Consider the following 23,870-nt stretch of genomic DNA (forward strand, 5'->3'; position numbering starts at 1 on the left):
CTATAGGCTGGGAGCGTTCTGAGTGTCAGGCCGAGATGCGCGCGATGGTGTCATCGCTGCGCAAAGTGAAGATCTCATAGCCAGTGTCGGTGACCAGCAGGGTATGTTCCCACTGGGCCGAGAGCTTGCGGTCCTTGGTGATTGCAGTCCAGCCGTCGCCGAGTACCTTGGTGTCGGCCTTGCCCTGGTTGATCATCGGCTCGATGGTGAAGGTCATGCCCGCCTTCAGTTCCATGCCGGTGCCGGCGCGACCGTAGTGCAGGATTTGCGGTTCTTCGTGGAAGACCTTACCGATACCGTGACCGCAGAACTCGCGCACCACCGAGAAACCATTTTTTTCCGCATGCTTCTGGATCACTTCACCGATGTCGCCGAGGCGGCAACCGGGCTTGACGATCTCGATGGCCTTGTACATGCATTCCTGGGTGACCTGCGACAGACGCTCGGCCCAGACCGGCACTTCGCCGACGTGGAACATGCGGCTGGTATCACCGTGGTAGCCGTCCTTGATCACGGTGACGTCGATGTTCAGCGTGTCGCCGTTTTTCAGCGGCTTGTCGTTCGGGATGCCGTGGCAGACCACGTGGTTGATCGAGGTGCAGATCGACTTCGGGTAGCCCTTGTAGTTGAGCGGGGCGGGGATGGCTTCCTGCACATTGACGATGTAGTCGTGGCAGATCTGGTTGAGCTGATCGGTGGTCACGCCCGGTTTGACATGTTCGGCAATCATTTCCAGCACATCGGCGGCCAGTTTGCCGGCGACACGCATGCCAGCGATGTCCTCGGGGGTTTTGAGGTTGACGGTCATACAGGCTCTCTCTGCGCTCGGCGGCGCTTACGGATACGAATTGGGTGGCAGGTGTGGATTTTGCGACCCTGAAAAACGCGATTCTATCAGACGGGAGGCGCAAAACTGCGCCTGCCTGTCTGGCTTGTGTCTATACAATGGTGCCCATCGAACCGATTCCAAGGGGGCTGCGTCCATGTGGCCGGAGGGAATACAGATTCCGGTTTCCGTTTCTGCGCACCCTGTGGTATAAAATGCGCCGCTTTCCGGGGATGCCCCGAAAAGCTTAAATCCACACACGTGTCGACACGATGACCTGGGTGCCTTGGGCTTTATGCCTCTGGTTGGTCATTGGGATACGTGGAGGCCAAACCCGACTTATCAAGGAACTATCATGTCCCAAGTCAACATGCGCGATATGCTGAAGGCCGGTGTGCACTTCGGTCACCAAACCCGTTACTGGAATCCGAAAATGGGCAAGTACATTTTCGGCGCGCGTAACAAGATTCACATCATCAACCTTGAAAAAACCCTGCCAATGTTCAACGAAGCTCTGACTTTCGTAGAGCGTCTGGCCCAGGGCAAAAACAAGATTCTGTTCGTCGGCACCAAGCGTTCCGCTGGCAAGATCGTTGCTGAAGAAGCAGCACGTTGCGGTTCGCCGTACGTCGATCACCGCTGGTTGGGCGGCATGCTGACCAACTTCAAGACCATTCGTGCTTCCATCAAGCGTCTGCGTGACCTTGAAGTTCAAGCCGAAGATGGTACTTTCGCCAAGCTGACCAAGAAAGAAGCGCTGATGCGCTCCCGTGATCTTGAGAAGCTGGATCGTTCGCTGGGCGGCATCAAGGACATGGGCGGTCTGCCTGACGCACTGTTCGTGATCGACGTTGACCACGAGCGCATCGCGATCACCGAAGCCAACAAGCTGGGCATCCCGGTTATCGGTGTTGTCGATACCAACAGCAGCCCGGAAGGCGTTGACTACATCATCCCAGGCAACGATGACGCAATCCGCGCTATCCAGCTGTACATGGGTTCGATGGCTGACGCAGTTATCCGTGGTCGCAACAATGTTGCTGGCGGTACTGTTGAATTCGCAGCCGAAGAAACTCAGGCTGCAGCTGAGTAATCGACGCCCCTGGCGTTGACTCAGTAAGCAAAAAGGGGGCTTGGCCCCCTTTTTGCCACCTCGAAAACCATTTGTCGGCAGCGCAGCTACAGCGTCTGTAACGTGCAGCAGCTACAAGTTGGTTCGGGAAGAATTGATCGCCCGTTCGATCGGGTGGAATGGTTGAAAACCTATCCAAGAGGAATTTGAAAATGGCAGCAATTACTGCGGCGTTGGTCAAAGAACTGCGCGAGCGTACCGGCGAAGGCATGATGGATTGCAAGAAAGCCCTGGAAAAGGCTGACGGCGACATCGAAAAAGCCATTGATGACATGCGTGCTTCGGGCGCGATCAAGGCTGCGAAAAAAGCCGGCAACGTTGCCGCTGAAGGCGCAATCGCCATCAAATCGAATGACAAGGCAGCCGTGCTGCTGGAAGTCAACTCGCAGACCGACTTCCTGGCCCTGCAAGACGACTTCAAGAACTTCGTTGCTGCCAGCGTAGAAAAAGCTTTCGACGAAAAACTGACCGACGCAGCTCCGCTGATCGCCGCTCAGGAATCGGCTCGTGAAGCTCTGGTTGCCAAAGTCGGCGAGAACGTCAACATCCGTCGTCTGGTCCGCGTAGAGGGTGACGTTGTCGGCACTTACCTGCACGGTAACAAGATCGGTGTTGCGGTTGTCCTGAAAGGCGGTGACGTCGAGCTGGCCAAAGACATCGCCATGCACGTTGCGGCAAGCAACCCTGAGTTCCTGCTGCCTTCGCAAGTCTCCGACGAAGCGATCGAGCGTGAGAAAGCTGTGTTCCTGCAGTTGAACGAAGAAAAGATCAAAGGCAAGCCAGAAAACATTGTTGAAAACATGGTCAAGGGCCGTATCAGCAAGTTCTTGGCAGAAGCAAGCCTGGTCGAGCAGGCGTTCGTCAAGAACCCTGAAGTCAAGGTTGGCGAGCTGGCCAAGAAAGCCGGCGCAGAAATCGTTTCCTTCACTTACTTCAAAGTAGGCGAAGGCATCGAGAAGCCGGTCGACAACTTCGCTGAAGAAGTTGCTGCCCAGCTGGCTGCCGCCAAGCAATAAGACGGTTTTTCAACTGTCGCCCAAAAGAGGCTGCCCGCTAACGCGCGCAGCCTCTTTTCAGATGAGGTACCAAATTTTTTATTTGGTTTCCGTCCGGAACTGACTTACAAAGCCATGTTCCGATGGCGCTGCAGCAGCGCCAAGCTAGAGTGAACGCCAGCTGTAAACAGCTCGCAAAGAATTTTAAATACGCCGCAGGAGAGATTCGCAATGGCTCAGCAGGGCAGTGGTTATCAGGCTCGCTATAAACGCATTCTACTCAAGCTTAGCGGCGAGGCCCTGATGGGCTCGGAAGAGTTCGGGATCGATCCAAAGGTTCTGGATCGCATGGCGCTGGAAGTCGGTCAACTGGTTGGCATCGGCGTCCAGGTCGGTCTGGTAATCGGCGGTGGCAACCTGTTCCGTGGCGAAGCCCTGAGTAAGGCCGGTATGGATCGTGTCACCGGCGACCACATGGGCATGCTGGCCACCGTAATGAACGCACTGGCCATGCGCGATGCTCTGGAGCGTGCCAATATCTCCGCCATCGTCATGTCGGCCATTTCAATGGTTGGCGTAACCGATCACTACGATCGCCGCAAAGCCATGCGCCACCTGAACTCCAAAGACGTCGTGATCTTCGCGGCCGGTACCGGCAATCCGTTCTTCACCACGGATTCGGCTGCCTGCCTGCGTGCGATCGAAATCGACGCCGACGTTGTGCTCAAGGCGACCAAGGTTGATGGCGTCTACACCGCAGACCCGTTCAAAGACCCGCATGCCGAGAAGTTCGATCATCTGACTTATGATGAAGTACTGGATCGCAAGCTGGGCGTGATGGATCTGACTGCTATCTGCCTGTGCCGCGATCACAAGATGCCGCTGCGCGTATTCAACATGAACAAGCCCGGCGCCCTGCTGAACATTGTGCACGGCGGCGCTGAAGGGACTTTGATCGAGGAAGGCCAACAATGATCAACGAAATCAAGAAAGACGCCCAAGCGCGTATGCAGAAATCCCTGGAATCCCTGAACCACGCGTTCGGCCAGATCCGTACCGGCAAGGCTCACCCGAGCATTCTCGGCAGCGTCATGGTGCCTTACTACGGCACTGACACTCCGCTGAGCAGCGTCGCCAACGTCACCGTGAAAGATTCGCGCACCCTGCAGGTCGTGGCGTTCGAGCGCAACATGCTCGCGGCTGTCGACAAGGCAATCCAGAGCGCCGGTCTGAATCTCAACCCGACCAACCTTGGCGAGTTGCTGCTGATCCCTATGCCGGCCCTCACCGAGGAAACGCGTAAAGGCTTCACCAAGCAGGCCCGCAGCGCAGCCGAAGACGCGCGCGTTGCTGTGCGCAACATTCGTCGTGACGCATTGGGTGAGCTGAAAAAACTGGTCAAGGACAAGGAAATCAGCGAAGACGAAGAGCGTCGTGCCATCGCTGATATCGACAAGCTGACCAAAGAATCCGAGGCCCTGATTACCAAGGCCACGGACGAGAAAGAAAAAGACCTGATGGCCGTATAAGGGTCGAGCTTTAAATGGACAAGACCAAGCAGACTGCGCCGTCCGCGGTGCCGCGCCATGTCGCGATCATCATGGATGGTAATAATCGCTGGGCGAAAAAACGCTTTATGCCGGGTGTCGCCGGGCATAAAGCGGGCGTGGATGCTGTGCGGGCGGTGATTGAGGTGTGCGCTGAGGCCAAGGTCGAGGTCCTGACCCTGTTCGCCTTCTCCAGCGAAAACTGGCAGCGCCCGGCCGATGAGGTCAGTGCCTTGATGGATCTGTTTTTCAAGGCGCTGCGTCGCGAAGCCAAGCGCCTCAACGACAACAACATCAGCCTGCGCATCATTGGCGATCGCTCGCGCTTCCACCCTGAGCTTCAGGCGGCGATGCGCGAGGCCGAGGCCATGACGGTCGGTGCCAATCGCTTTGTCCTGCAGATCGCCGCCAACTATGGCGGTCAGTGGGATATCGCTCAGGCCGCGCAGCGTCTGGCGCGTGAGGTTCAGGCCGGGCACTTGCGCCCGGAGGACATCACTCCGGATCTGCTGCAGACCTGTCTGGCCACCGGCGATCTGCCGTTGCCTGACCTGTGCATTCGCACCGGTGGCGAGCATCGCATCAGCAATTTCCTGCTGTGGCAGCTGGCTTACGCCGAGCTGTACTTCTCCGACCTGTTCTGGCCGGACTTCAAACACGAAGCCATGCGCACCGCGCTGGCCGATTTCGCTTCGCGCCAGCGTCGTTTCGGTAAAACGAGCGAACAGGTCGAAGCTGGAGCCCGGGTTTAATGCTCAAGCAAAGAATCATCACTGCACTGATCCTGCTGCCGATTGCCTTGTGCGGGTTTTTCCTGCTCAAAGGTGCCGGCTTCGCGCTGTTCATCGGCCTGGTGGTGAGCCTCGGTGCCTGGGAATGGGCGCGTCTGGCCGGCTTCACCGCACAGTCGTTCCGCGTCGGCTTTGCCGCTGTGGTCGCCTTGATGCTGTTCGTCATGTATGTGCTGCCGGGCCTTGCGCCCTGGGTGCTCGGTGCATCGGTGATCTGGTGGGCGATTGCGACATATCTGGTGCTGACGTATCCACGCTCCAGCGCGCACTGGTCCACAGCGGCGACCAAGTTGGTCATTGGCCTGCTGATCCTGTTGCCTGCGTGGCAGGGCCTGGTGCAGATCAAGCAATATCCGCTGGGTAACTGGTTGATCATGGCCGTGATGGTGTTGGTCTGGGGCGCGGACATCGGTGCTTACTTTTCCGGGCGCAAGTTCGGCAAGCGCAAGCTGGCGCCGCAGGTCAGCCCGGGCAAGAGCTGGGAAGGCGTTTACGGTGGTCTGGCGCTGAGTCTGGTGATCACTGCGGTTGTCGGGCTGGTACGCGACTGGACCGTGGCCGAGCTGCTCAAAGGCTTGATCGGCGCTGCGCTGATCGTCTTCATTTCCGTGGTCGGTGATCTGACCGAAAGCATGTTCAAGCGTCAATCCGGCATCAAGGACAGCAGTAATCTGCTGCCCGGGCATGGCGGTGTGCTGGATCGTATCGACAGCCTGACCGCTGCTATTCCGGTATTTGCCGTATTGCTCTGGATGGCCGCACCGTGAGTCGCCCCCAGCAGATTACGGTGTTGGGTGCGACCGGTTCGATTGGTCTGAGCACTCTGGATGTGATCGCACGTCATCCTGAGCGTTATCAGGTTTTCGCATTGAGTGGCTTCTCGCGCCTCAGCGAGTTGCTCGCGTTATGCGTGCGTCATGTCCCGCAATTTGCCGTAGTGCCCGAAGGTGCAGCGGCGCGCGGTTTGCAGGATGACCTGCGTGCAGCCGGCTTGCCGACTCGCGTATTGGTAGGTGAGGAGGGCTTGTGTCAGGTCGCCTCGGCGCCTGAAGTCGACGCGGTGATGGCAGCCATTGTCGGTGCGGCCGGGCTGCGTCCGACCCTGGCGGCAGTCGAGGCGGGCAAGAAGATTCTCTTGGCCAATAAAGAAGCATTGGTAATGTCCGGCGCTCTGTTCATGCAGGCCGTGCGCAAAAGCGGCTCGGTTCTGCTGCCGATCGACAGTGAGCACAACGCGATTTTTCAGTGCATGCCAGCGGATTTCTCGCGCGGCTTGAGCTCGGTGGGGGTGCGGCGGATATTGTTGACAGCCTCAGGCGGTCCTTTCCGGCAGACGCCGATGGCCGAGCTGGCGCATGTTTCGCCTGAGCAGGCTTGCGCGCATCCGAACTGGTCGATGGGGCGCAAGATCTCCGTGGATTCGGCGAGCATGATGAACAAGGGCCTGGAACTGATCGAAGCCTGCTGGTTGTTCGATGCCAAACCTGCGCAAGTCGAGGTGGTGATCCATCCGCAGAGCGTGATTCATTCTCTGGTCGATTATGTGGACGGCTCGGTATTGGCGCAGTTGGGTAACCCTGACATGCGCACGCCGATCGCCAACGCTTTGGCCTGGCCGGAGCGCATCGACTCCGGCGTACCGCCACTGGATCTGTTTGCCATTGCGCGACTGGATTTCGAGGCGCCCGATGAGGGTCGTTTCCCCTGCCTGCGGTTGGCTCGTCAAGCGGCGGTAGCTGGTGACAGCGCTCCGGCGATGCTCAACGCGGCCAATGAAGTGGCCGTGGCAGCGTTTCTCGACGGACGGGTCCGCTATCTGGAAATCGCGAGTATCATCGAGGAAGTCTTGAATCTGGAGCCGGTGGTGGCGCTGAGCGACCTCGACGCCGTGTTTACGGCGGACGCTAAAGCGCGAATGCTGGCTGAGCAATGGTTGAGTCGGCACGGCCGATAGTTTTGCAACTCAATGGCGACACGCGACACTGAACAGGATTGCGGAGAAAGTAGATGAGCGCGCTCTATATGATTGCCGGCACCCTGATCGCCCTGGGTGTGCTGGTCACCTTCCATGAATTCGGCCACTTCTGGGTCGCGCGTCGCTGTGGCGTCAAGGTTCTGCGTTTCTCCGTGGGCTTCGGCATGCCGCTGCTGCGCTGGCATGACAAGCAAGGCACCGAATTCGTCGTAGCGGCGATCCCGTTGGGCGGCTACGTCAAGATGCTAGACGAGCGCGAAGGCGAAGTGCCGGTCGATCAGCTCGACCAATCGTTCAATCGCAAATCGGTGCGTCAGCGTATCGCCATTGTCGCCGCCGGGCCAATTGCCAACTTTTTGCTGGCGCTGGTGTTCTTCTGGGTTTTGGCGATGCTCGGCAGCGAACAGGTTCGCCCGGTCATTGGTGCGGTCGAGTCCGGCAGTATTGCCGCCAGGGCCGGTCTGAATGCTGGTCAGGAGATCGTCTCGATCGATGGCGAGCCAACCTCCGGTTGGGCGGCGGTCAATCTGCAACTGGTGCGTCGTCTCGGTGAGAGCGGTGCGATTCAATTGCTGGTGCGCGAGCAGGGCTCGACCGCTGAGTCGCCGCGCACGCTGGCACTGGATAACTGGCTCAAGGGTGCCGACGAACCGGATCCGATCCGTTCGCTGGGTATCCGTCCGTGGCGTCCGGCCTTGCCGCCAGTGCTTGCCGAGCTCGATCCGAAAGGCCCGGCTCAGGCGGCCGGGCTGAAAACCGGCGATCGCTTGCTGGCGCTCGATGGGCAGCCGCTCGATGACTGGCAGCAGGTAGTCGATACCGTTCGTACGCGTCCTGATACCAAAATCATGCTGCGCATCGAGCGCGACAATGCTCAAATCGACGTGCCTGTGACCCTGGCGGCACGCGGTGAAAGCAAATCGCCAAGCGGTTATCTGGGCGCTGGCGTGAAAGCCATCGACTGGCCGCCGGAAATGATCCGCGAGGTCAGCTATGGCCCGCTGGCCGCGATTGGCGAGGGCGCCCGTCGCACTTGGACCATGAGCATTCTGACGCTGGATTCACTGAAGAAAATGCTGTTCGGCGAGCTCTCGGTAAAAAACTTGAGTGGACCGATAACCATTGCTAAAGTGGCGGGCGCTTCTGCCCAGTCGGGTGTCGCTGATTTCCTGAATTTCCTTGCTTATCTGAGTATTAGCCTGGGCGTTCTGAATTTGCTGCCCATTCCTGTACTGGATGGGGGGCATTTGTTGTTTTATCTGATCGAGTGGGTGCGTGGTCGCCCCTTGTCGGATCGGGTGCAAGGTTGGGGGATACAGATCGGTATCAGTTTGGTGGTCGGGGTGATGTTGCTTGCTCTGGTCAACGATCTGGGTCGACTGTAACGCTTCGCTGAATTGCGAATCTGCCGCATTTTGCGGCAGTTTGTTTATTGCCAGTTGGAATAAGAAAGGACTTCATGAAACGTCTGCTGCTAACTGCGGTTCTCACCGTATTGATGATCGCCGAAGTTCACGCCGAGTCCTTCACTATCTCTGATATTCGCGTCAATGGCCTCCAGCGGGTCTCCGCGGGTAGTGTCTTTGGTGCCTTGCCGTTGAACGTCGGCGAGCAGGCGGATGATCGTCGCCTGGTGGAATCCACTCGTGCGTTGTTCAAAACCGGTTTCTTTCAGGATATCCAGCTGGGCCGCGAAGGCAATGTCCTGGTGATCACCGTGGTTGAACGCCCATCCGTTGCCAGTATCGAGATCGAAGGCAACAAGGCGATTTCCACTGAAGACCTGATGAAAGGCCTCAAGCAATCCGGATTGTCCGAAGGCGAGATTTTCCAGCGTGCCACTCTCGAAGGTGTGCGCAACGAACTGCAACGTCAGTACGTCGCCCAAGGCCGCTATTCGGCTACCGTCGATACCGAAGTGGTCTCGCAGCCGCGTAACCGTGTGGGTCTGAAGGTGAAAATCAACGAGGGCACCGTTGCCGCCATTCAGCACATCAACGTGGTCGGTAACACGGTGTTCCCCGAGGAAGACCTGACCGACCTGTTCGAGTTGAAAACCACCAACTGGCTGTCGTTCTTCAAGAACGATGACAAATATGCTCGCGAAAAACTCTCCGGTGACCTGGAGCGTCTGCGCTCCTACTACCTGGACCGCGGCTACATCAACATGGACATCGCCTCGACCCAGGTATCGATTACCCCGGACAAGAAGCACGTCTACATCACCGTCAACGTGACCGAAGGCGAGAAGTACACCGTTCGTGACGTCAAGCTCAGCGGTGACCTGAAAGTTCCTGAAGACCAGATCAAGTCGCTGTTGCTGGTGCAGAAAGGCCAGGTGTTTTCGCGCAAGCTGATGACCACCACATCCGAGCTGATCACTCGTCGTCTGGGTAATGAAGGTTACACCTTCGCCAACGTCAACGGCGTACCACAGCCGCATGACGACGACCACACGGTAGACATTCTTTTCGCTGTCGATCCGGGCAAGCGTGCCTACGTCAACCGCATCAATTTCCGTGGCAACACCAAGTCCGAGGACGAAGTGCTGCGTCGTGAAATGCGTCAGATGGAAGGCGGCTGGGCTTCGACGTACCTGATCGACCAGTCCAAGACCCGTCTGGAGCGTCTGGGCTTCTTCAAGGAAGTCAACGTTGAGACGCCGGCTGTGCCGGGTGTCGATGACCAGGTCGACGTGAACTATGCCGTTGAGGAACAGGCGTCCGGTTCGATCACCGCCAGCGTTGGTTTTGCGCAGAGCGCCGGTCTCATCCTCGGTGGTTCGATCACCCAGAACAACTTCCTCGGTAGCGGTAACCGCGTCAGCATCGGCCTGACACGCAGCGAATACCAGAGCCGCTACAACTTTGGCTACGTTGACCCGTACTGGACCGCCGATGGCGTAAGCCTGGGTTACAACGCGTTCTATCGCACCACCGACTATGATGAACTCGATGCCGACATTTCCAGCTACGCGGTAGACAGTCTTGGTGCGGGCGTCAACGTCGGTTACCCGATCAGTGAGACTTCGCGTCTGACGTTCGGTCTGTCTGCCCAGCAGGACAAGATCAACACCGGTCGCTATACCGTTGACGAGATTTTCGACTTCGTTGAGAAAGAAGGCGACAACTACCTGAACTTCAAGGCCTCGGCCGGCTGGTCCGAGTCGACCCTGAACAAAGGCGTCCTGCCGACACGTGGTCGTTCCCAGAGCCTGACCCTGGAAACCACGCTTCCTGGTAGCGACCTGTCGTTCTTCAAACTTGATTACCGTGGTCAGTTGTTCCAGCCGATCACTGAAAACTACACCCTGCGCCTGCACTCCGAACTCGGTTATGGCGACGGCTACGGTTCGACCGATGGCTTGCCGTTCTATGAAAACTACTATGCCGGTGGTTTCAACTCGGTTCGTGGCTTCAAGGACAGCACCCTTGGCCCGCGCAGTACGCCGAGCCGCGGTGCAGCTGTAACGGGTAACTCGGGTACGCTTGCCGACCCGGATCAGGATCCGCTGCCATTCGGCGGTAACGTGTTGATTCAAGGTGGTGTTGAGCTGCTGTTCCCGCTGCCTTTCGTGAAAGACCAGCGCTCGCTGCGCACGTCCGTATTCTGGGACGTAGGTAACGTGTTCGATTCCAAGTGCGACAAGACGACCAACGCAGCCGCAGGGTCGACTTCCAGCACTCAATGCAACGACATCAGCCTGAGCAACATGGCCAGTTCCGTCGGTGTCGGCGTGACCTGGGTCACTGCACTGGGGCCGTTGAGCTTCGCCCTGGCGATGCCGATCAAGAAACCGGATGACGCTGAAACTCAAGTGTTCCAATTCTCCCTCGGCCAGACGTTCTAAGCGTCTGACCCAAGATAACGACAATGGATTTTGTAGGAGTGCATCGTGCGTAAGTTGACTCAATTGGTTCTCCTGGCCTCCGTACTGGTGGCAGGCCCGGCGTTCGCCGACATGAAAATTGCCGTGCTGAACTATCAGATGGCACTGCTGGAATCCGACGCGGCGAAGAAGTACGCGGTGGATGCAGAGAAGAAGTTCGGTCCGCAACTGACCAAACTGAAAACCCTGGAAAGCAGCGCCAAAGGCATTCAGGACCGTCTGATGGCCGGTGGTGACAAGATGCAGCAGGGCGAGCGTGAGCGTCTGGAGCTGGAATTCAAGCAAAAGGCCCGCGACTTCCAGTTCCAGTCCAAGGAACTGAACGAAGCCAAAGCTGTTGCCGACCGCGAAATGCTCAAGCAACTGAAGCCAAAGCTGGACGGCGCTGTGGAAGAAGTCATCAAGAAAGGTGGTTTTGACCTGGTGTTCGAGCGTGGTGCAGTTATCGATGTCAAACCTCAGTACGACATCACGCGCCAGGTTATCGAGCGCATGAATCAGCTGAAGTAACCCATGACCGTGACTATCAGGCTCGGCCAGTTGGCCGAGCACCTCGGCGCCACCCTGCGTGGCGACCCCGAGACGCAAATTACTGGGCTAGCCACTTTGCAAGAGGCTGGCCCAGCTCAGTTGAGCTTTCTGGCAAATCCCCAATACCGTAAATACCTGGCCGGTTCGCAGGCAGCTGCGCTGCTGCTCAAGGAAGCCGATGCCGAGGGCTTTGCCGGTAATGCTTTGGTGGTGCCGGATCCTTACCTGGCCTATGCGCGCATTTCGCACCTGTTCGATCCAAAGCCAAAAGCTGCCGCGGGTATTCACCCGACAGCGGTGATCGCGCCGGATGCGGTAGTTGACTCGAGTGCCAGCATCGGCCCGTTCGTGGTCATCGAAGCCGGTGCACGCATCGCTGCACGGGTAACGCTGGGCGCGCATTGCGTGGTCGGCGCTCGCAGCGAGATCGGTGAAGCAGGCTGGCTGGCTCCACGCGTCACGCTGTATCACGATGTGCGTATCGGCAAGCGTGTGGTCATTCAGTCCGGTGCGGTGATTGGCGGTGAGGGCTTCGGCTTCGCCAACGAAAAAGGCGTCTGGCAGAAAATCGCCCAGATCGGTGGCGTGACCATCGGCGACGATGTCGAGATTGGCGTGAATACCGCCATCGACCGTGGCGCTCTGGCCGATACCGTGATTGGCAATGGCGTGAAGCTCGACAACCAGATTCAGATCGCACACAACGTCCAGGTCGGTGATCACACTGCCATGGCCGCGTGTGTCGGCATTTCGGGCAGCACCAAAATCGGCAAGCACTGCATGCTCGCCGGTGGTGTCGGTCTGGTCGGCCACATCGATATTTGCGACAACGTTTTCCTGACCGGGATGACCATGGTGACCCACTCGATTACCGAGCCAGGCGCCTATTCTTCCGGCACAGCCATGCAACCGGCGGCCGAATGGCGCAAAAGCGCGGCCCGTATCCGTCAGCTCGATGACATCGCGCGACGGTTGAAACAGCTGGAAAAGCGCGCTGGGGAAGTGACCCCTGACGGCAATGCTTCATCTGATGGCTGATACCATTTCCATATCAAGTGTGCACAGCCTCTGGACTGCCTCCTTGATTTGCTAGAGGAGTGCGCGTCAGTCGCGCTCCCAATCTTTACATAGGCTTCCCCCTGAAATGATGGACATCAACGAGATTCGCGAATACCTGCCTCACCGTTACCCGTTCCTGCTGGTGGACCGGGTGGTGGAACTGGACACTGAAGGCAAGCGAATTCGCGCCTACAAGAATGTCAGCATCAATGAACCGTTTTTCAATGGTCACTTCCCTGCGCATCCAATCATGCCAGGCGTGCTGATCATCGAAGCGATGGCTCAGGCTGCCGGGATACTTGGTTTCAAGATGCTCGACGTCAAACCGGCCGACGGCACCCTGTATTACTTCGTCGGCTCCGACAAGCTGCGCTTCCGCCAGCCAGTCAAGCCGGGCGACCAGTTGATCCTTGAAGCGACCTTCATCAGTTGCAAGCGCAAGATCTGGAAGTTCGAGTGCCAGGCTTCGGTTGATGGCAAGCCGGTCTGCTCGGCAGAAATCATCTGTGCGGAACAGAAAGTATGAGTTTGATTGACCCTCGCGCAATCATCGATCCGTCCGCCGTTCTGGCTGACGGCGTCGAGGTCGGCCCGTGGTCGATCATCGGCGCAGGTGTGGAAATCGGCGAGGGTACCGTGATCGGGCCGCATGTGATCCTCAAGGGGCCGACCCGCATTGGTAAACACAATCGTATCTACCAGTTTTCCTCGGTAGGCGAAGACACCCCGGATCTGAAATACAAAGGCGAGGAAACCCGCCTGGTAATCGGTGACCACAACGTTATCCGCGAAGGCGTGACCATTCATCGTGGCACCGTTCAGGACCGTTCGGAAACCACTCTGGGTGATCACAACCTGATCATGGCCTATGCCCACATCGGTCACGACAGCGTCATCGGCAATCACTGCATTCTGGTCAACAACACTGCGCTGGCCGGGCATGTACACGTGGACGACTGGGCGATTCTCTCCGGCTTCACTCTCGTTCATCAGTACTGCCACATTGGCGCGCACAGTTTTTCCGGCATGGGCACGGCGATCGGCAAGGACGTTCCGGCGTTCGTCACCGTATTCGGTAACCCGGCCGAAGCGCGCAGCATGAACTTCGAAGGCATGCGCCGCCGCGGTTTCAGCGAAGATGCAATCCACGCCCTGCGTCGTGCCTACAAGACGGTTTATCGCCAGGGCCTGACGGTCGAGCAGGCACTGGCCGAGCTGGCCGAGCCATCTGCGCAGTTCCCTGAAGTCGCCGTGTTCCGCGATTCGATCCAGGCATCGACTCGCGGCATCACCCGCTGATCATGGCCAGTCTGCGTATTGCGCTGGTGGCGGGTGAGGCTTCCGGTGACATCCTCGGCGCCGGCCTCATGCGCGCGCTAAAGGCTCAGCACCCGGCAGTCGAATTCATCGGTGTCGGCGGTCCGCTGATGCAGGCCGAAGGCCTGACTTCGTACTTTCCCATGGAACGCTTGTCGGTCATGGGGTTGGTGGAAGTTCTGGGTCGGCTGCGTGAATTGCTCAAGCGCCGCAAAGAACTGATCGCCACGCTGATCGCCGCGAAGCCAGACGTGTTCATCGGCATCGACGCTCCGGATTTCAATCTCAATATCGAACTCAAGCTGCGTCAGGCCGGGATCAAAACCGTGCATTACGTCAGCCCGTCGGTGTGGGCATGGCGGCAGAAACGGGTGCTGAAGATCCGCGAAGGCTGCGATCTGATGCTCACCCTGTTGCCGTTCGAAGCGAAGTTCTACGAAGAGAAAGGGGTGCCGGTGCGCTTCGTCGGCCATACCTTGGCCGATACCATTCCGCTTGAGGCTGATCGCGCCGCTGCACGTGCCGAGCTGGGCTTGCCCGACGGTCCGCTGGTCGCGCTGATGCCGGGCAGCCGTGGCGGTGAAGTCAGTCGCCTCGGCGCGCTGTTTCTGGATACCGCCGAACGTCTGCGCGACATGCGAGCGGGCGTGCGCTTTGTCATTCCTTGTGCCAATCCGGAGCGCCGCGTGCAACTTGAAGCGTTGCTCGCCGGCCGCGATTTGCCGGTGACGTTGCTCGATGGTAAATCGCATCTGGCCCTTGCCGCGTGCAACGCCGTGTTGATCGCATCGGGCACTGCTACCCTTGAAGCGCTGCTGTACAAACGGCCGATGGTGGTGGCGTATCGGCTGGCGCCGCTGACGTTCTGGATTCTCAAGCGCATGGTCAAAAGCCCGTACGTGTCGCTGCCCAACTTGCTCGCCCAGCGCTTGCTGGTGCCGGAGTTGTTGCAGGATGATGCGACTGTCGAGGCGTTGGCACAGACGCTGTCGCCCTTGATCGACGACGGCGAGGAACAGACCCGCGGCTTCGACGAGATCCACCGCACGTTGCGGCGCGATGCTTCCAATCAGGCGGCGCAAGCCGTCCTCGACCTGATCGGCAAACCACAATGAGCAAGACAAGCATGCAGATGGGCCTGGATTTCACCCTGGTCGCCGAAGTCGACGAGCTGGTCGCCGGTGTCGATGAAGTGGGGCGTGGCCCGTTGTGCGGCGCGGTGGTGACGGCGGCAGTGATTCTTGATCCGAATCGGCCGATTCTTGGCCTCGACGATTCGAAGAAACTCACCGAAGCCAAGCGCGAAAAGCTCTACGAAGAGATCTGCGAAAAGGCCCTGAGCTGGTGCATCGCCCGCGCCGAAGTCGAAGAAATCGATGATTTGAACATTCTGCACGCGACCATGCTGGCCATGCAGCGTGCGGTCGCCGGCCTGCACGTTCAGCCGAAACTGGCGATGATTGACGGCAACCGCTGCCCGCATTTGCCAATGCGCGCTGAAGCGGTGATTCAAGGTGACGGCAAGGTGCCGGCGATCGCAGCGGCGTCGATTCTGGCCAAGGTCAGTCGTGATCGCGAGATGGCGGCGTTCGAATTGATCTACCCGGGCTACGGCATTGGCGGCCATAAAGGCTACCCGACACCCGTTCATCTGGAAGCACTGGCGCGGCTCGGCCCGACGCCGATTCACCGTCGTTCTTTCGCTCCGGTGCGCCTGGCTTACGAGGCGCGGGAAAGCCTGACGCAGGTTTAGGCGCAAGGCTGATGTTTTAATTCAGGCCCGGTACAATCCGGGCCTCGTTGTCTTTATGTAACTGGACAGGATCACCATGCCGGCTTCATTCGTTCATCTACGCCTGCACACTGAATACTCCCTGGTCGACGGGCTGGTGCGAATCAAGCCGCTGGTCAAGGCGCTGACCGCCATGAACATGCCGGCGGTCGCGGTCACCGACCAGAACAACATGTGTTCCCTGGTCAAGTTCTATAAAAACGCCATGGGCGCCGGCATCAAGCCGATCTGCGGCGCCGACCTGTGGCTGGCGAACAAAGACCCGGATGCACCGCTGAGCCGCCTCAGCCTGCTGGTGATGAACGCTCAGGGTTATCGCAATCTCACCGAACTGATCTCGCGCGGGTTCATCGAAGGCCAGCGCAACGGCATGGTCATCGTCGAGCGCGAGTGGGTGGCCGAGGCCAGCGATGGCCTGATCATGCTGTCCGCCGCCAAAGAAGGCGAGATCGGCATGGCCATGATCGGCGGCAACCCGGCGGAAGCCGAAGCGCTGACTCGCGAGTGGATGGCCGTGTTCCCGGATCGCTTCTATCTGGAAATCCAGCGTACCAATCGCCCTAACGACGAAGAACAACTGCACGGCGCCGTGGCCCTGGCCGACAAGCTTGGCGCGCCGCTGGTGGCGACCAACGATGTGCGCTTCATCAAGCAGGAAGACTTTGCTGCCCACGAAACCCGCGTATGCATCGGTGAAGGCCGCGCCCTTGACGATCCGCGCCGTTCGAAGAATTACAGCGATCAGCAATACCTCAAAAGCGCCGAGGAAATGCTCGAGCTGTTCAGCGATATCCCCGACGCGATCGAAAACACCGTCGAGATTGCCAAGCGCTGCAACATCGAAGTGAAGCTGGGCACGCACTTCCTGCCCAACTTCCCGATCCCCGATGGGATGACCATCGACGAATATTTCCGCAAGGTGTCCTTCGAAGGTCTTGAAGAACGCTTGGCAGTGCTGCTGCCCAAAGACACTACCGAAGACTACGAAGCCAAGCGTCAGGTCTATGTCGACCGCTTGAATTTCGAGCTGGATATCATCATCCAGATGGGCTTCCCCGGTTACTTCCTGATCGTGATGGACTTTATCCAGTGGGCCAAGAACAACGGTGTACCGGTAGGTCCGGGCCGGGGGTCGGGTGCCGGTTCGCTGGTGGCCTACGTACAGAAGATCACCGACCTCGACCCGCTGGAATATGACCTGCTGTTCGAACGTTTCCTCAACCCGGAGCGGGTTTCCATGCCCGACTTCGACGTCGACTTCTGCATGGACGGTCGCGACCGCGTGATCGACTACGTGGCCGAGAAATACGGCCGCAACGCGGTGAGCCAGATCATCACCTTCGGTTCCATGGCCGCCAAGGCTGTGGTGCGCGACGTGGCGCGCGTGCAGGGCAAGTCCTACGGGCTGGCGGATCGTCTGTCGAAGATGATTCCGTTCGAAGTGGGCATGACCCTCGAAAAAGCCTACGAGCAGGAAGAGATCCTGCGTGACTTCATCAAGGTCGATGAAGAGGCCGCGGAAATCTGGGAGATGGCGCGCAAGCTCGAAGGCGTGGTGCGTAACGTCGGCAAGCACGCCGGTGGCGTGGTGATCGCACCGACCAAACTGACCGACTTCTCGCCAATCTATTGCGACGAGGCCGGCGACGGTCTGGTGACCCAGTTCGACAAGGATGACGTTGAAGCGGCCGGTCTGGTCAAGTTCGACTTCCTCGGCCTGCGAACCCTGACGATCATCGACTGGGCGTTGAAAACCATCAACCGCGACCGTGCCAAGGTCAACGAACCGCCGCTGGATATCGCGTTTATTCCGCTGGACGACAAACCGACTTACCAGTTGCTGCAAAAAGCCGAAACCACGGCGGTGTTCCAGCTTGAATCGCGAGGCATGAAAGAGCTGATCAAAAAGCTCAAGCCCGACTGCCTGGAAGACTTGATCGCACTGGTGGCACTGTTCCGTCCGGGGCCGTTGCAATCGGGCATGGTGGACGACTTCATCAACCGTAAGCACGGTCGCGCCGAACTGGCATATCCGCACTCGGACTACCAGTACGACGGGCTCAAGCCGGTATTGGCGCCGACTTACGGCATCATCCTGTATCAGGAACAGGTGATGCAGATTGCCCAGGTCATGGCCGGTTACACCCTCGGCGGTGCGGACATGCTGCGTCGGGCGATGGGTAAGAAAAAGCCTGAAGAAATGGCCAAGCAGCGCGGCGGTTTCATTGAGGGTTGCGCGACCAACGGCATCGACGCGGATCTTGCCGGTAACATTTTCGACCTGGTGGAGAAATTCGCCGGTTACGGCTTCAACAAATCCCACTCCGCCGCTTACGGCCTGGTGTCGTACCAGACTGCCTGGCTGAAAGCTCACTACCCGGCGCCGTTCATGGCCGCGGTACTCTCGGCGGATATGCACAACACCGACAAGGTCGTGACCTTGATCGAAGAAGTGCGGACGATGAAGCTGCGCCTCGACGCGCCGGACGTGAACACTTCGGAGTTCAAGTTCACGGTGAACGACGACGGCCGTATCGTTTATGGCCTCGGCGCGATCAAGGGGGTCGGTGAAGGTCCGGTGGAAGCAATCACCGAAGCGCGTCAGGCCGGTCCGTTCAAGGATCTGTTCGATTTCTGCGCGCGTGTCGACCTCAAGCGCATTAACAAGCGCACCCTCGACGGTTTGATCCGCAGCGGCGCGCTGGATCGCCTCGGCCCGTATTTCCACGATGAACAAAAGGCGTATCAGGCCAACATCGACCGCAACCGCGCCGTGCTGCTGGCGGCGATGGAAGAGGCGATCAAGGCGGCCGAGCAGACTGCGCGGACCCACGACTCTGGCCACGCCGACCTGTTTGGCGGCTTGTTCGTCGAAGAAGATGCCGACGTTTACGCGTCTCATCGCAAGGCCAAGGAGCTGACCCTCAAGGAACGTCTGAAGGGTGAAAAAGACACCCTGGGCCTGTACCTGACCGGTCACCCGATCGACGAATACGAAGGCGAGATCCGCCGTTTCGCCCGTCAGCGCATCATCGACCTGAAACCGGCGCGCGATACGCAGACTGTGGCGGGGATGATCATTGCCCTGCGGGTGATGAAGAACAAGAAGGGCGACAAGATGGGTTTCATCACCCTCGACGACCGCTCCGGGCGGATCGAGGCGTCGCTGTTTGCCGATGCGTTCCATTCGGCGCAGTCGCTGCTGCAGACCGACGCGATGGTGGTGGTCGAAGGCGAGGTCAGCAACGACGACTTCTCCGGCGGCCTGCGCCTGCGGGTCAAGCGTGTGATGAGCATGGAAGATGCACGGACCAATCTGGCCGAGAGTCTGCGCCTGAAGCTGCACACCCAGGATCTCAAAGGCGATCAGCTACGCTGGTTGGGCGAATTGCTCAAGCGTCATCGCGGCGCGTGCCCGGTGACCATGGAATACACCAGCCCGGATGCGAAGACCTTGCTGCAGTTCGGCGAGACCTGGCGGATCGACCCGGCGGATGCGTTGATTCAAGCCCTGCGTGACCAGTTCGGGCGAGACAACGTCTTCCTCCAATACCGTTGACCGGCAGGCGCCATCATTGCGCTTGCCCGCAACCTGAATTTTTAATCTCGACCTTAGCGCGCCTCTCCCTTAAGGTAGGGCGCGAATAGACAACCGGCCGGCCCAAGCTCATTTGGGACACGACCCAAGACGGACGCCTATGAACCCGAATTTTCTAGATTTCGAACAGCCGATCGCCGACCTGCAAGCCAAGATCGAAGAGTTGCGCTTGGTCGGTAATGACAATTCGCTGAATATCGGCGATGAGATCTCCCGCCTGCAGGACAAGAGCAAGACGCTCACCGAAGACATCTTCGGCAAGCTGACCAGTTGGCAGATCGCACGTCTGGCGCGTCACCCGAAACGTCCTTACACCCTCGATTACATCGAGCACATCTTCACCGAGTTCGACGAACTGCACGGCGACCGTCATTTCTCCGACGACGCCGCGATTGTTGGCGGTATCGCCCGTCTGGAAGATCAGCCGGTGATGATCATCGGCCACCAGAAGGGCCGTGAAGTGCGCGAAAAAGTTCGCCGCAACTTCGGCATGCCGCGTCCGGAAGGCTACCGCAAGGCCTGCCGTCTGATGGAAATGGCCGAGCGCTTCAAAATGCCGATCCTGACTTTCATCGACACCCCGGGTGCCTACCCTGGCATTGACGCTGAAGAGCGCAACCAGAGCGAAGCGATTGCCTGGAACCTGCGTGTGATGGCGCGTCTGAAGACCCCGATCATCGCCACCGTGATCGGTGAAGGTGGTTCCGGCGGGGCACTGGCCATCGGCGTTTGCGATCAGTTGAACATGCTGCAGTACTCGACCTACGCGGTGATCTCGCCGGAAGGTTGCGCATCGATCCTGTGGAAAACCGCCGAGAAAGCACCGGACGCCGCTGAGGCGATGGGCATTACCGCCGAGCGTCTGAAAGGCCTGGGCATCGTCGACAAGGTGATCAGCGAGCCACTGGGCGGCGCGCACCGTGATCCGGCTGCTGCCGCTGCGTCGATCCGCGCCGAGCTGAGCTCGCAACTGGCGATGCTCAAGCAGTTCGATAACGAAGCGCTGCTCAAGCGCCGTTATGATCGCCTGATGAGCTACGGTCTCTGATCGAACGCAATACCCATGTGGGAGCGGGCTTGCTCGCGAAAGCGGTATCACAGTCGACGAATGTGTTGAATGTTGAGACGCCTTCGCGAGCAAGCCCGCTCCCCACATTTGATTGGGGCATAGAGGCGGATATGAGTCAGCGTTCGATGGATTTGCCTTCACGGCTTCTGCTGAACCTTGAGCCTTGGCGCAATGCCGCTCACTGGCGCATCGCCTTCTCCGGCGGTCTCGACTCCACCGTCCTGCTGCATCTGCTCGCCACTTTGGCGAAAACCGAATCCCTCCCTGCGCTAAGCGCCATCCACATCCATCACGGCCTTCAGGCTGCGGGCGATGCGTGGCCGCAACATTGCCAGGCCGTCTGCGATGCGCTGGATATCTCTTTGCAAGTGGAGCGGGTAAGCGTGAAGGAGGGGGCGAGCCTGGAGCGGGCGGCGCGGGATGCGCGTTATGCCGTCTTCAGTTCGCTGACGCAAGCCGATGACGTGTTGCTGACCGGTCAGCACCGCGACGACCAAGCGGAAACGCTGCTGTTTCGGCTGTTGCGCGGCGCGGGTGTGCGCGGACTTGGCGGGATGCCGCAGCAGCGCCCCGTGGGGCAGGGCACACTGGTTCGACCGTTGCTGGATATCAGCCGCGTTGAGCTGGAACGTTATGCGCAGGCGCATCAGTTGCGCTGGGTCGATGACCCGTCGAACCAGGATCGCCAGTTTTCGCGCAACTATCTGCGCCACCAAGTCATGCCGGTGCTGACCGAGCGCTGGCCACAAGCGCAAGCGAGCATGGCGCGCACGGTTGCGCATCTGCGTGAGGCGCAGGGCTTGCTCGATGAGCTGGCGCAAATGGATCTGGCGCAGGCCCGCACGGCGCATGATTTCCAATGGTTGGGTTTATTCTCGCTGGATTTGGCGCCGCTGGCCGCGCTATCTCCGGCTCGTCAGCGCAACGCCCTCAGCCATTGGCTCCAGCCTTTGACTCGTTTGCCGGACGCTGACCATTGGTCGGGCTGGACCGACCTGTGCGACGCCGCTACCGATGCTTCGCCCATCTGGCATCTGGCTGATGGCGAACTGCACCGCAGCGCGGGTCGGGTATGGTGGCTGAGTGGCGAATGGCTGCGCGCGCCAATCATCGGCACTGACTGGCAGACCCCGTCGATGGCGCTACGCTTGGCCGATAACGGCCGTGTGCGGTTCGACGGGGCGGCGCCATCCGGGCCGTTGCGCATTGCTTATCGGCAGGGCGGTGAGGTGATGCAACTGGCCGAGCGTGGCCGCCGTGATCTCAAGCGTCTGCTCAACGAACGCGCTGTGCCGGGGTTCGTCCGTGGCAGATTGCCGCTGCTGTTTCGCGGCGATGAACTGCTCGCCGTGGCGAACCTGCCGGGTCTGGATGGTCAGATGCACGAAGGCTGGGCGTTGCGCTGGCAGCCAACAGACGAAGATCAAGGTTTGAGCTGAAAGGAGCATTCCGGTAGACTACGCTCCCTTCTTGATACAACTTCTGTGGATTCGCCTGAATTGCAGGAGTTGCCGATTACCAAGCAGTCTTTGCTGGGCGATTCCAAAAAATGTGTAGCGAGCAACGTACCGGTGTTTCATCTGCCGGTCTGTCACAACGCGGCGGTTTTTTCGAAAGGTGCACTGTGATTAATGCAGGTGATCGGGGGCTTCGGCCTTCCTTCGCTTTCCCCGGCGGCTCGTTCCGCTTTAACGCAGACTTCTAGGGTTTTTCATGACGCGCTACATATTCGTCACGGGCGGTGTTGTTTCTTCATTGGGGAAAGGCATTGCCTCGGCTTCATTGGCGGCTATCCTGGAGGCGCGGGGGCTTAAGGTCACCATGCTGAAGCTGGATCCGTACATCAACGTCGATCCAGGCACCATGAGTCCGTTCCAGCACGGTGAAGTGTTCGTCACCCACGATGGCGCCGAGACCGACCTGGACCTGGGTCACTACGAGCGGTTCATCCGCACGACCATGACCCAGAACAACAACTTCACCACTGGCCGTGTCTACGAGCACGTGCTGCGCAAAGAGCGCCGTGGTGACTACCTGGGTGCAACCATCCAGGTGATCCCGCACATCACCGACGAAATCAAGCGCCGCATCATCAAGGGTGCCGGTGACGCAGACGTGGCGATGGTCGAGATCGGTGGCACTGTCGGTGACATCGAGTCGCAACCATTCCTCGAAGCCATCCGCCAGTTGCGTTTCGAAGTCGGCGCCAAGCGCGCGATGCTGATGCACCTGACGCTGGTGCCGTACATCGCCACCGCTGGCGAAACCAAGACCAAACCGACCCAGCACTCCGTCAAGGAACTGCGCTCGATCGGTCTGCAGCCAGACGTGCTGGTGTGCCGCTCCGATCACCCGATCGACGTGTCCTCGCGTCGCAAGATCGCGCAGTTCACCAACGTTGAAGAACGTGCGGTGATCGCCCTGGAAGACGCCGACACCATCTACAAGATCCCGGGCATCCTGCATTCGCAGGGTCTGGACGATTTCGTCGTTGAGCGTTTCGGTCTGCAGTGCGGCAGCGCTGACCTGTCCGAGTGGGACGCGGTGGTCGATGCCAAGCTGAACCCGGAACACGAAGTGACCATCGCCATGGTCGGCAAGTACATGGAACTGCTCGACGCCTACAAGTCGCTGATCGAAGCGATGAGTCACGCCGGCATCAGCAACCGCACCAAGGTCAACCTGCGCTACATCGACTCCGAAGACATCGAGAACCAGGGCACTGCGCTGCTCGAAGGTGTCGACGCGATTCTGGTGCCGGGCGGGTTCGGTCTGCGTGGCGTGGAAGGTAAGATCACTGCTGTTCAGTACGCTCGTGAGAACAAGGTTCCGTACCTCGGTATCTGCCTGGGCATGCAAGTGGCGGTCATCGAATTCGCCCGTAACGTACTGGGCTGGAAAGATGCCAACTCCACCGAGTTCGATCGTGCCAGCGGCCATCCGGTTGTCGGTCTGATCACCGAGTGGGAAGACGCCACCGGCGCTGTCGAAGTGCGTACCGAAGCGTCCGATCTGGGCGGCACCATGCGTCTCGGCGCCCAGGATTGCCTGCTCGAGCCGGGCTCCAAAGTTCACGACTGCTACGGCAAGGACGTGATTGTCGAGCGCCACCGTCACCGTTACGAAGTGAACAACAACCTGCTGCCGCAGATCATTGAAGCCGGCCTGAAAATCTCCGGTCGTTCCGCCGATGCCGCGCTGGTCGAAGTGGTCGAAGCGCCGGATCATCCATGGTTCGTCGCCTGCCAGTTCCACCCAGAGTTCACCTCGACACCACGAGACGGCCACCCGCTGTTCAGCGGTTTTGTCAAAGCCGCGTTGGCTCAACACCAGAAGAAGGCGTAACCCG

At 59.1% G+C, this 23,870-nt stretch carries 20 protein-coding genes; 19 read left to right on the plus strand and 1 reads right to left on the minus strand.

Going from position 1 to position 23,870, the window contains the following annotated elements; all coding sequences use genetic code 11:
- Positions 1 to 25 precede the first annotated feature (25 nt).
- Entirely contained in the window at positions 26 to 808 is a 783-nt protein-coding gene (gene map, locus CXF97_RS08375) for a type I methionyl aminopeptidase (RefSeq protein ID WP_101157864.1), read from the minus strand.
- A 373-nt stretch (positions 809 to 1,181) separates the two neighbouring features.
- Here map and rpsB point away from each other — a divergent pair, with 373 nt between their 5' ends.
- The 19 genes from rpsB to CXF97_RS08470 all read left to right on the plus strand — a co-directional run bounded on the left by rpsB (position 1,182) and on the right by CXF97_RS08470 (position 23,866).
- Entirely contained in the window at positions 1,182 to 1,919 is a 738-nt protein-coding gene (gene rpsB, locus CXF97_RS08380; RefSeq protein WP_003222119.1) for a 30S ribosomal protein S2, read from the plus strand.
- A gap of 191 nt (positions 1,920 to 2,110) precedes the next feature.
- The gene (gene tsf, locus CXF97_RS08385) at positions 2,111 to 2,974 is read left to right on the plus strand and encodes a translation elongation factor Ts (protein WP_016771476.1); all 864 of its coding nucleotides are present in this window, start codon (positions 2,111 to 2,113) and stop codon (positions 2,972 to 2,974) included.
- 210 nt (positions 2,975 to 3,184) lie between these two features.
- Positions 3,185 to 3,928, plus strand: a complete 744-nt coding sequence (gene pyrH / locus CXF97_RS08390) for a UMP kinase (RefSeq protein WP_003222124.1) — start codon at positions 3,185 to 3,187, stop codon at positions 3,926 to 3,928.
- Positions 3,925 to 4,482 (plus strand): ribosome recycling factor, encoded by a 558-nt coding sequence (gene frr / locus CXF97_RS08395; RefSeq protein ID WP_101157866.1) that lies wholly within the window; start codon positions 3,925 to 3,927, stop codon positions 4,480 to 4,482. The genes pyrH and frr overlap by 4 nt, the downstream gene beginning before the upstream one ends.
- 14 nt (positions 4,483 to 4,496) lie before the next feature.
- Positions 4,497 to 5,252, plus strand: coding sequence for a polyprenyl diphosphate synthase (gene uppS / locus CXF97_RS08400; RefSeq protein WP_039762463.1), 756 nt, complete (start codon positions 4,497 to 4,499; stop codon positions 5,250 to 5,252).
- Positions 5,252 to 6,058 carry a phosphatidate cytidylyltransferase gene (locus tag CXF97_RS08405; RefSeq protein WP_101157868.1) on the plus strand — a complete coding sequence of 269 codons (807 nt, stop codon included), beginning with the start codon at positions 5,252 to 5,254 and terminating at the stop codon, positions 6,056 to 6,058. Before uppS ends, CXF97_RS08405 begins: the two co-directional genes overlap by 1 nt.
- Positions 6,055 to 7,245 (plus strand): 1-deoxy-D-xylulose-5-phosphate reductoisomerase, encoded by a 1,191-nt coding sequence (gene ispC / locus CXF97_RS08410; protein ID WP_101157870.1) that lies wholly within the window; start codon positions 6,055 to 6,057, stop codon positions 7,243 to 7,245. Before CXF97_RS08405 ends, ispC begins: the two co-directional genes overlap by 4 nt.
- 53 nt (positions 7,246 to 7,298) lie before the next feature.
- Positions 7,299 to 8,651 (plus strand): sigma E protease regulator RseP, encoded by a 1,353-nt coding sequence (rseP, locus tag CXF97_RS08415; RefSeq protein WP_101157872.1) that lies wholly within the window; start codon positions 7,299 to 7,301, stop codon positions 8,649 to 8,651.
- 74 nt (positions 8,652 to 8,725) lie between these two features.
- The gene (gene bamA, locus CXF97_RS08420; protein WP_101157874.1) at positions 8,726 to 11,116 is read left to right on the plus strand and encodes an outer membrane protein assembly factor BamA; all 2,391 of its coding nucleotides are present in this window, start codon (positions 8,726 to 8,728) and stop codon (positions 11,114 to 11,116) included.
- Positions 11,117 to 11,161: 45 nt separating this feature from the next.
- Positions 11,162 to 11,665: an OmpH family outer membrane protein gene (locus CXF97_RS08425; RefSeq protein ID WP_042557882.1), complete on the plus strand. Its 504-nt coding sequence runs from the start codon at positions 11,162 to 11,164 to the stop codon at positions 11,663 to 11,665.
- A gap of 3 nt (positions 11,666 to 11,668) precedes the next feature.
- Positions 11,669 to 12,724, plus strand: coding sequence for a UDP-3-O-(3-hydroxymyristoyl)glucosamine N-acyltransferase (gene lpxD / locus CXF97_RS08430; protein WP_101157876.1), 1,056 nt, complete (start codon positions 11,669 to 11,671; stop codon positions 12,722 to 12,724).
- Between the two features lie 106 nt (positions 12,725 to 12,830).
- The gene (fabZ, locus tag CXF97_RS08435) at positions 12,831 to 13,271 is read left to right on the plus strand and encodes a 3-hydroxyacyl-ACP dehydratase FabZ (RefSeq protein ID WP_016771469.1); all 441 of its coding nucleotides are present in this window, start codon (positions 12,831 to 12,833) and stop codon (positions 13,269 to 13,271) included.
- A complete protein-coding gene (lpxA, locus tag CXF97_RS08440) occupies positions 13,268 to 14,044 on the plus strand; it encodes an acyl-ACP--UDP-N-acetylglucosamine O-acyltransferase (protein ID WP_016771468.1) in 777 nt (258 codons plus the stop codon). Before fabZ ends, lpxA begins: the two co-directional genes overlap by 4 nt.
- A gap of 2 nt (positions 14,045 to 14,046) precedes the next feature.
- Entirely contained in the window at positions 14,047 to 15,177 is a 1,131-nt protein-coding gene (gene lpxB / locus CXF97_RS08445; RefSeq protein WP_101157877.1) for a lipid-A-disaccharide synthase, read from the plus strand.
- Positions 15,178 to 15,188: 11 nt separating this feature from the next.
- Entirely contained in the window at positions 15,189 to 15,815 is a 627-nt protein-coding gene (rnhB, locus tag CXF97_RS08450; protein WP_157830875.1) for a ribonuclease HII, read from the plus strand.
- Between the two features lie 76 nt (positions 15,816 to 15,891).
- Positions 15,892 to 19,413 (plus strand): DNA polymerase III subunit alpha, encoded by a 3,522-nt coding sequence (dnaE, locus tag CXF97_RS08455; protein WP_101157881.1) that lies wholly within the window; start codon positions 15,892 to 15,894, stop codon positions 19,411 to 19,413.
- 139 nt (positions 19,414 to 19,552) lie between these two features.
- Positions 19,553 to 20,500: an acetyl-CoA carboxylase carboxyltransferase subunit alpha gene (locus CXF97_RS08460; RefSeq protein ID WP_016771465.1), complete on the plus strand. Its 948-nt coding sequence runs from the start codon at positions 19,553 to 19,555 to the stop codon at positions 20,498 to 20,500.
- Positions 20,501 to 20,631: 131 nt separating this feature from the next.
- Positions 20,632 to 21,960: a tRNA lysidine(34) synthetase TilS gene (gene tilS, locus CXF97_RS08465; protein WP_101157883.1), complete on the plus strand. Its 1,329-nt coding sequence runs from the start codon at positions 20,632 to 20,634 to the stop codon at positions 21,958 to 21,960.
- A gap of 274 nt (positions 21,961 to 22,234) precedes the next feature.
- Positions 22,235 to 23,866: a CTP synthase gene (locus tag CXF97_RS08470; RefSeq protein WP_016771462.1), complete on the plus strand. Its 1,632-nt coding sequence runs from the start codon at positions 22,235 to 22,237 to the stop codon at positions 23,864 to 23,866.
- The last annotated feature ends 4 nt before the right edge of the window (positions 23,867 to 23,870 follow it).

It is taken from the genome of Pseudomonas sp. Choline-02u-1 (genome assembly GCF_002836515.1).
In the GTDB taxonomy this organism is placed as follows: Bacteria; Pseudomonadota; Gammaproteobacteria; order Pseudomonadales; family Pseudomonadaceae; genus Aquipseudomonas.

Bases quoted from the DNA above. Each gene is read 5' to 3' on its own strand.
- pyrH (WP_003222124.1), top strand. From the start codon at position 3,185: ATGGCTCAGCAGGGCAGTGGTTATCAGGCTCGCTATAAACGCATTCTA.
- rseP (WP_101157872.1), top strand. From the start codon at position 7,299: ATGAGCGCGCTCTATATGATTGCCGGCACCCTGATCGCCCTGGGTGTG.
- bamA (WP_101157874.1), top strand. From the start codon at position 8,726: ATGAAACGTCTGCTGCTAACTGCGGTTCTCACCGTATTGATGATCGCC.
- dnaE (WP_101157881.1), top strand. From the start codon at position 15,892: ATGCCGGCTTCATTCGTTCATCTACGCCTGCACACTGAATACTCCCTG.
- frr (WP_101157866.1), top strand. From the start codon at position 3,925: ATGATCAACGAAATCAAGAAAGACGCCCAAGCGCGTATGCAGAAATCC.
- rnhB (WP_157830875.1), top strand. From the start codon at position 15,189: ATGCAGATGGGCCTGGATTTCACCCTGGTCGCCGAAGTCGACGAGCTG.
- fabZ (WP_016771469.1), top strand. From the start codon at position 12,831: ATGATGGACATCAACGAGATTCGCGAATACCTGCCTCACCGTTACCCG.
- lpxB (WP_101157877.1), top strand. From the start codon at position 14,047: ATGGCCAGTCTGCGTATTGCGCTGGTGGCGGGTGAGGCTTCCGGTGAC.
- CXF97_RS08460 (WP_016771465.1), top strand. From the start codon at position 19,553: ATGAACCCGAATTTTCTAGATTTCGAACAGCCGATCGCCGACCTGCAA.
- CXF97_RS08470 (WP_016771462.1), top strand. From the start codon at position 22,235: ATGACGCGCTACATATTCGTCACGGGCGGTGTTGTTTCTTCATTGGGG.
- lpxD (WP_101157876.1), top strand. From the start codon at position 11,669: ATGACCGTGACTATCAGGCTCGGCCAGTTGGCCGAGCACCTCGGCGCC.
- rpsB (WP_003222119.1), top strand. From the start codon at position 1,182: ATGTCCCAAGTCAACATGCGCGATATGCTGAAGGCCGGTGTGCACTTC.
- lpxA (WP_016771468.1), top strand. From the start codon at position 13,268: ATGAGTTTGATTGACCCTCGCGCAATCATCGATCCGTCCGCCGTTCTG.
- uppS (WP_039762463.1), top strand. From the start codon at position 4,497: ATGGACAAGACCAAGCAGACTGCGCCGTCCGCGGTGCCGCGCCATGTC.
- tilS (WP_101157883.1), top strand. From the start codon at position 20,632: ATGAGTCAGCGTTCGATGGATTTGCCTTCACGGCTTCTGCTGAACCTT.
- CXF97_RS08405 (WP_101157868.1), top strand. From the start codon at position 5,252: ATGCTCAAGCAAAGAATCATCACTGCACTGATCCTGCTGCCGATTGCC.
- map (WP_101157864.1), bottom strand. From the start codon at position 808: ATGACCGTCAACCTCAAAACCCCCGAGGACATCGCTGGCATGCGTGTC.
- tsf (WP_016771476.1), top strand. From the start codon at position 2,111: ATGGCAGCAATTACTGCGGCGTTGGTCAAAGAACTGCGCGAGCGTACC.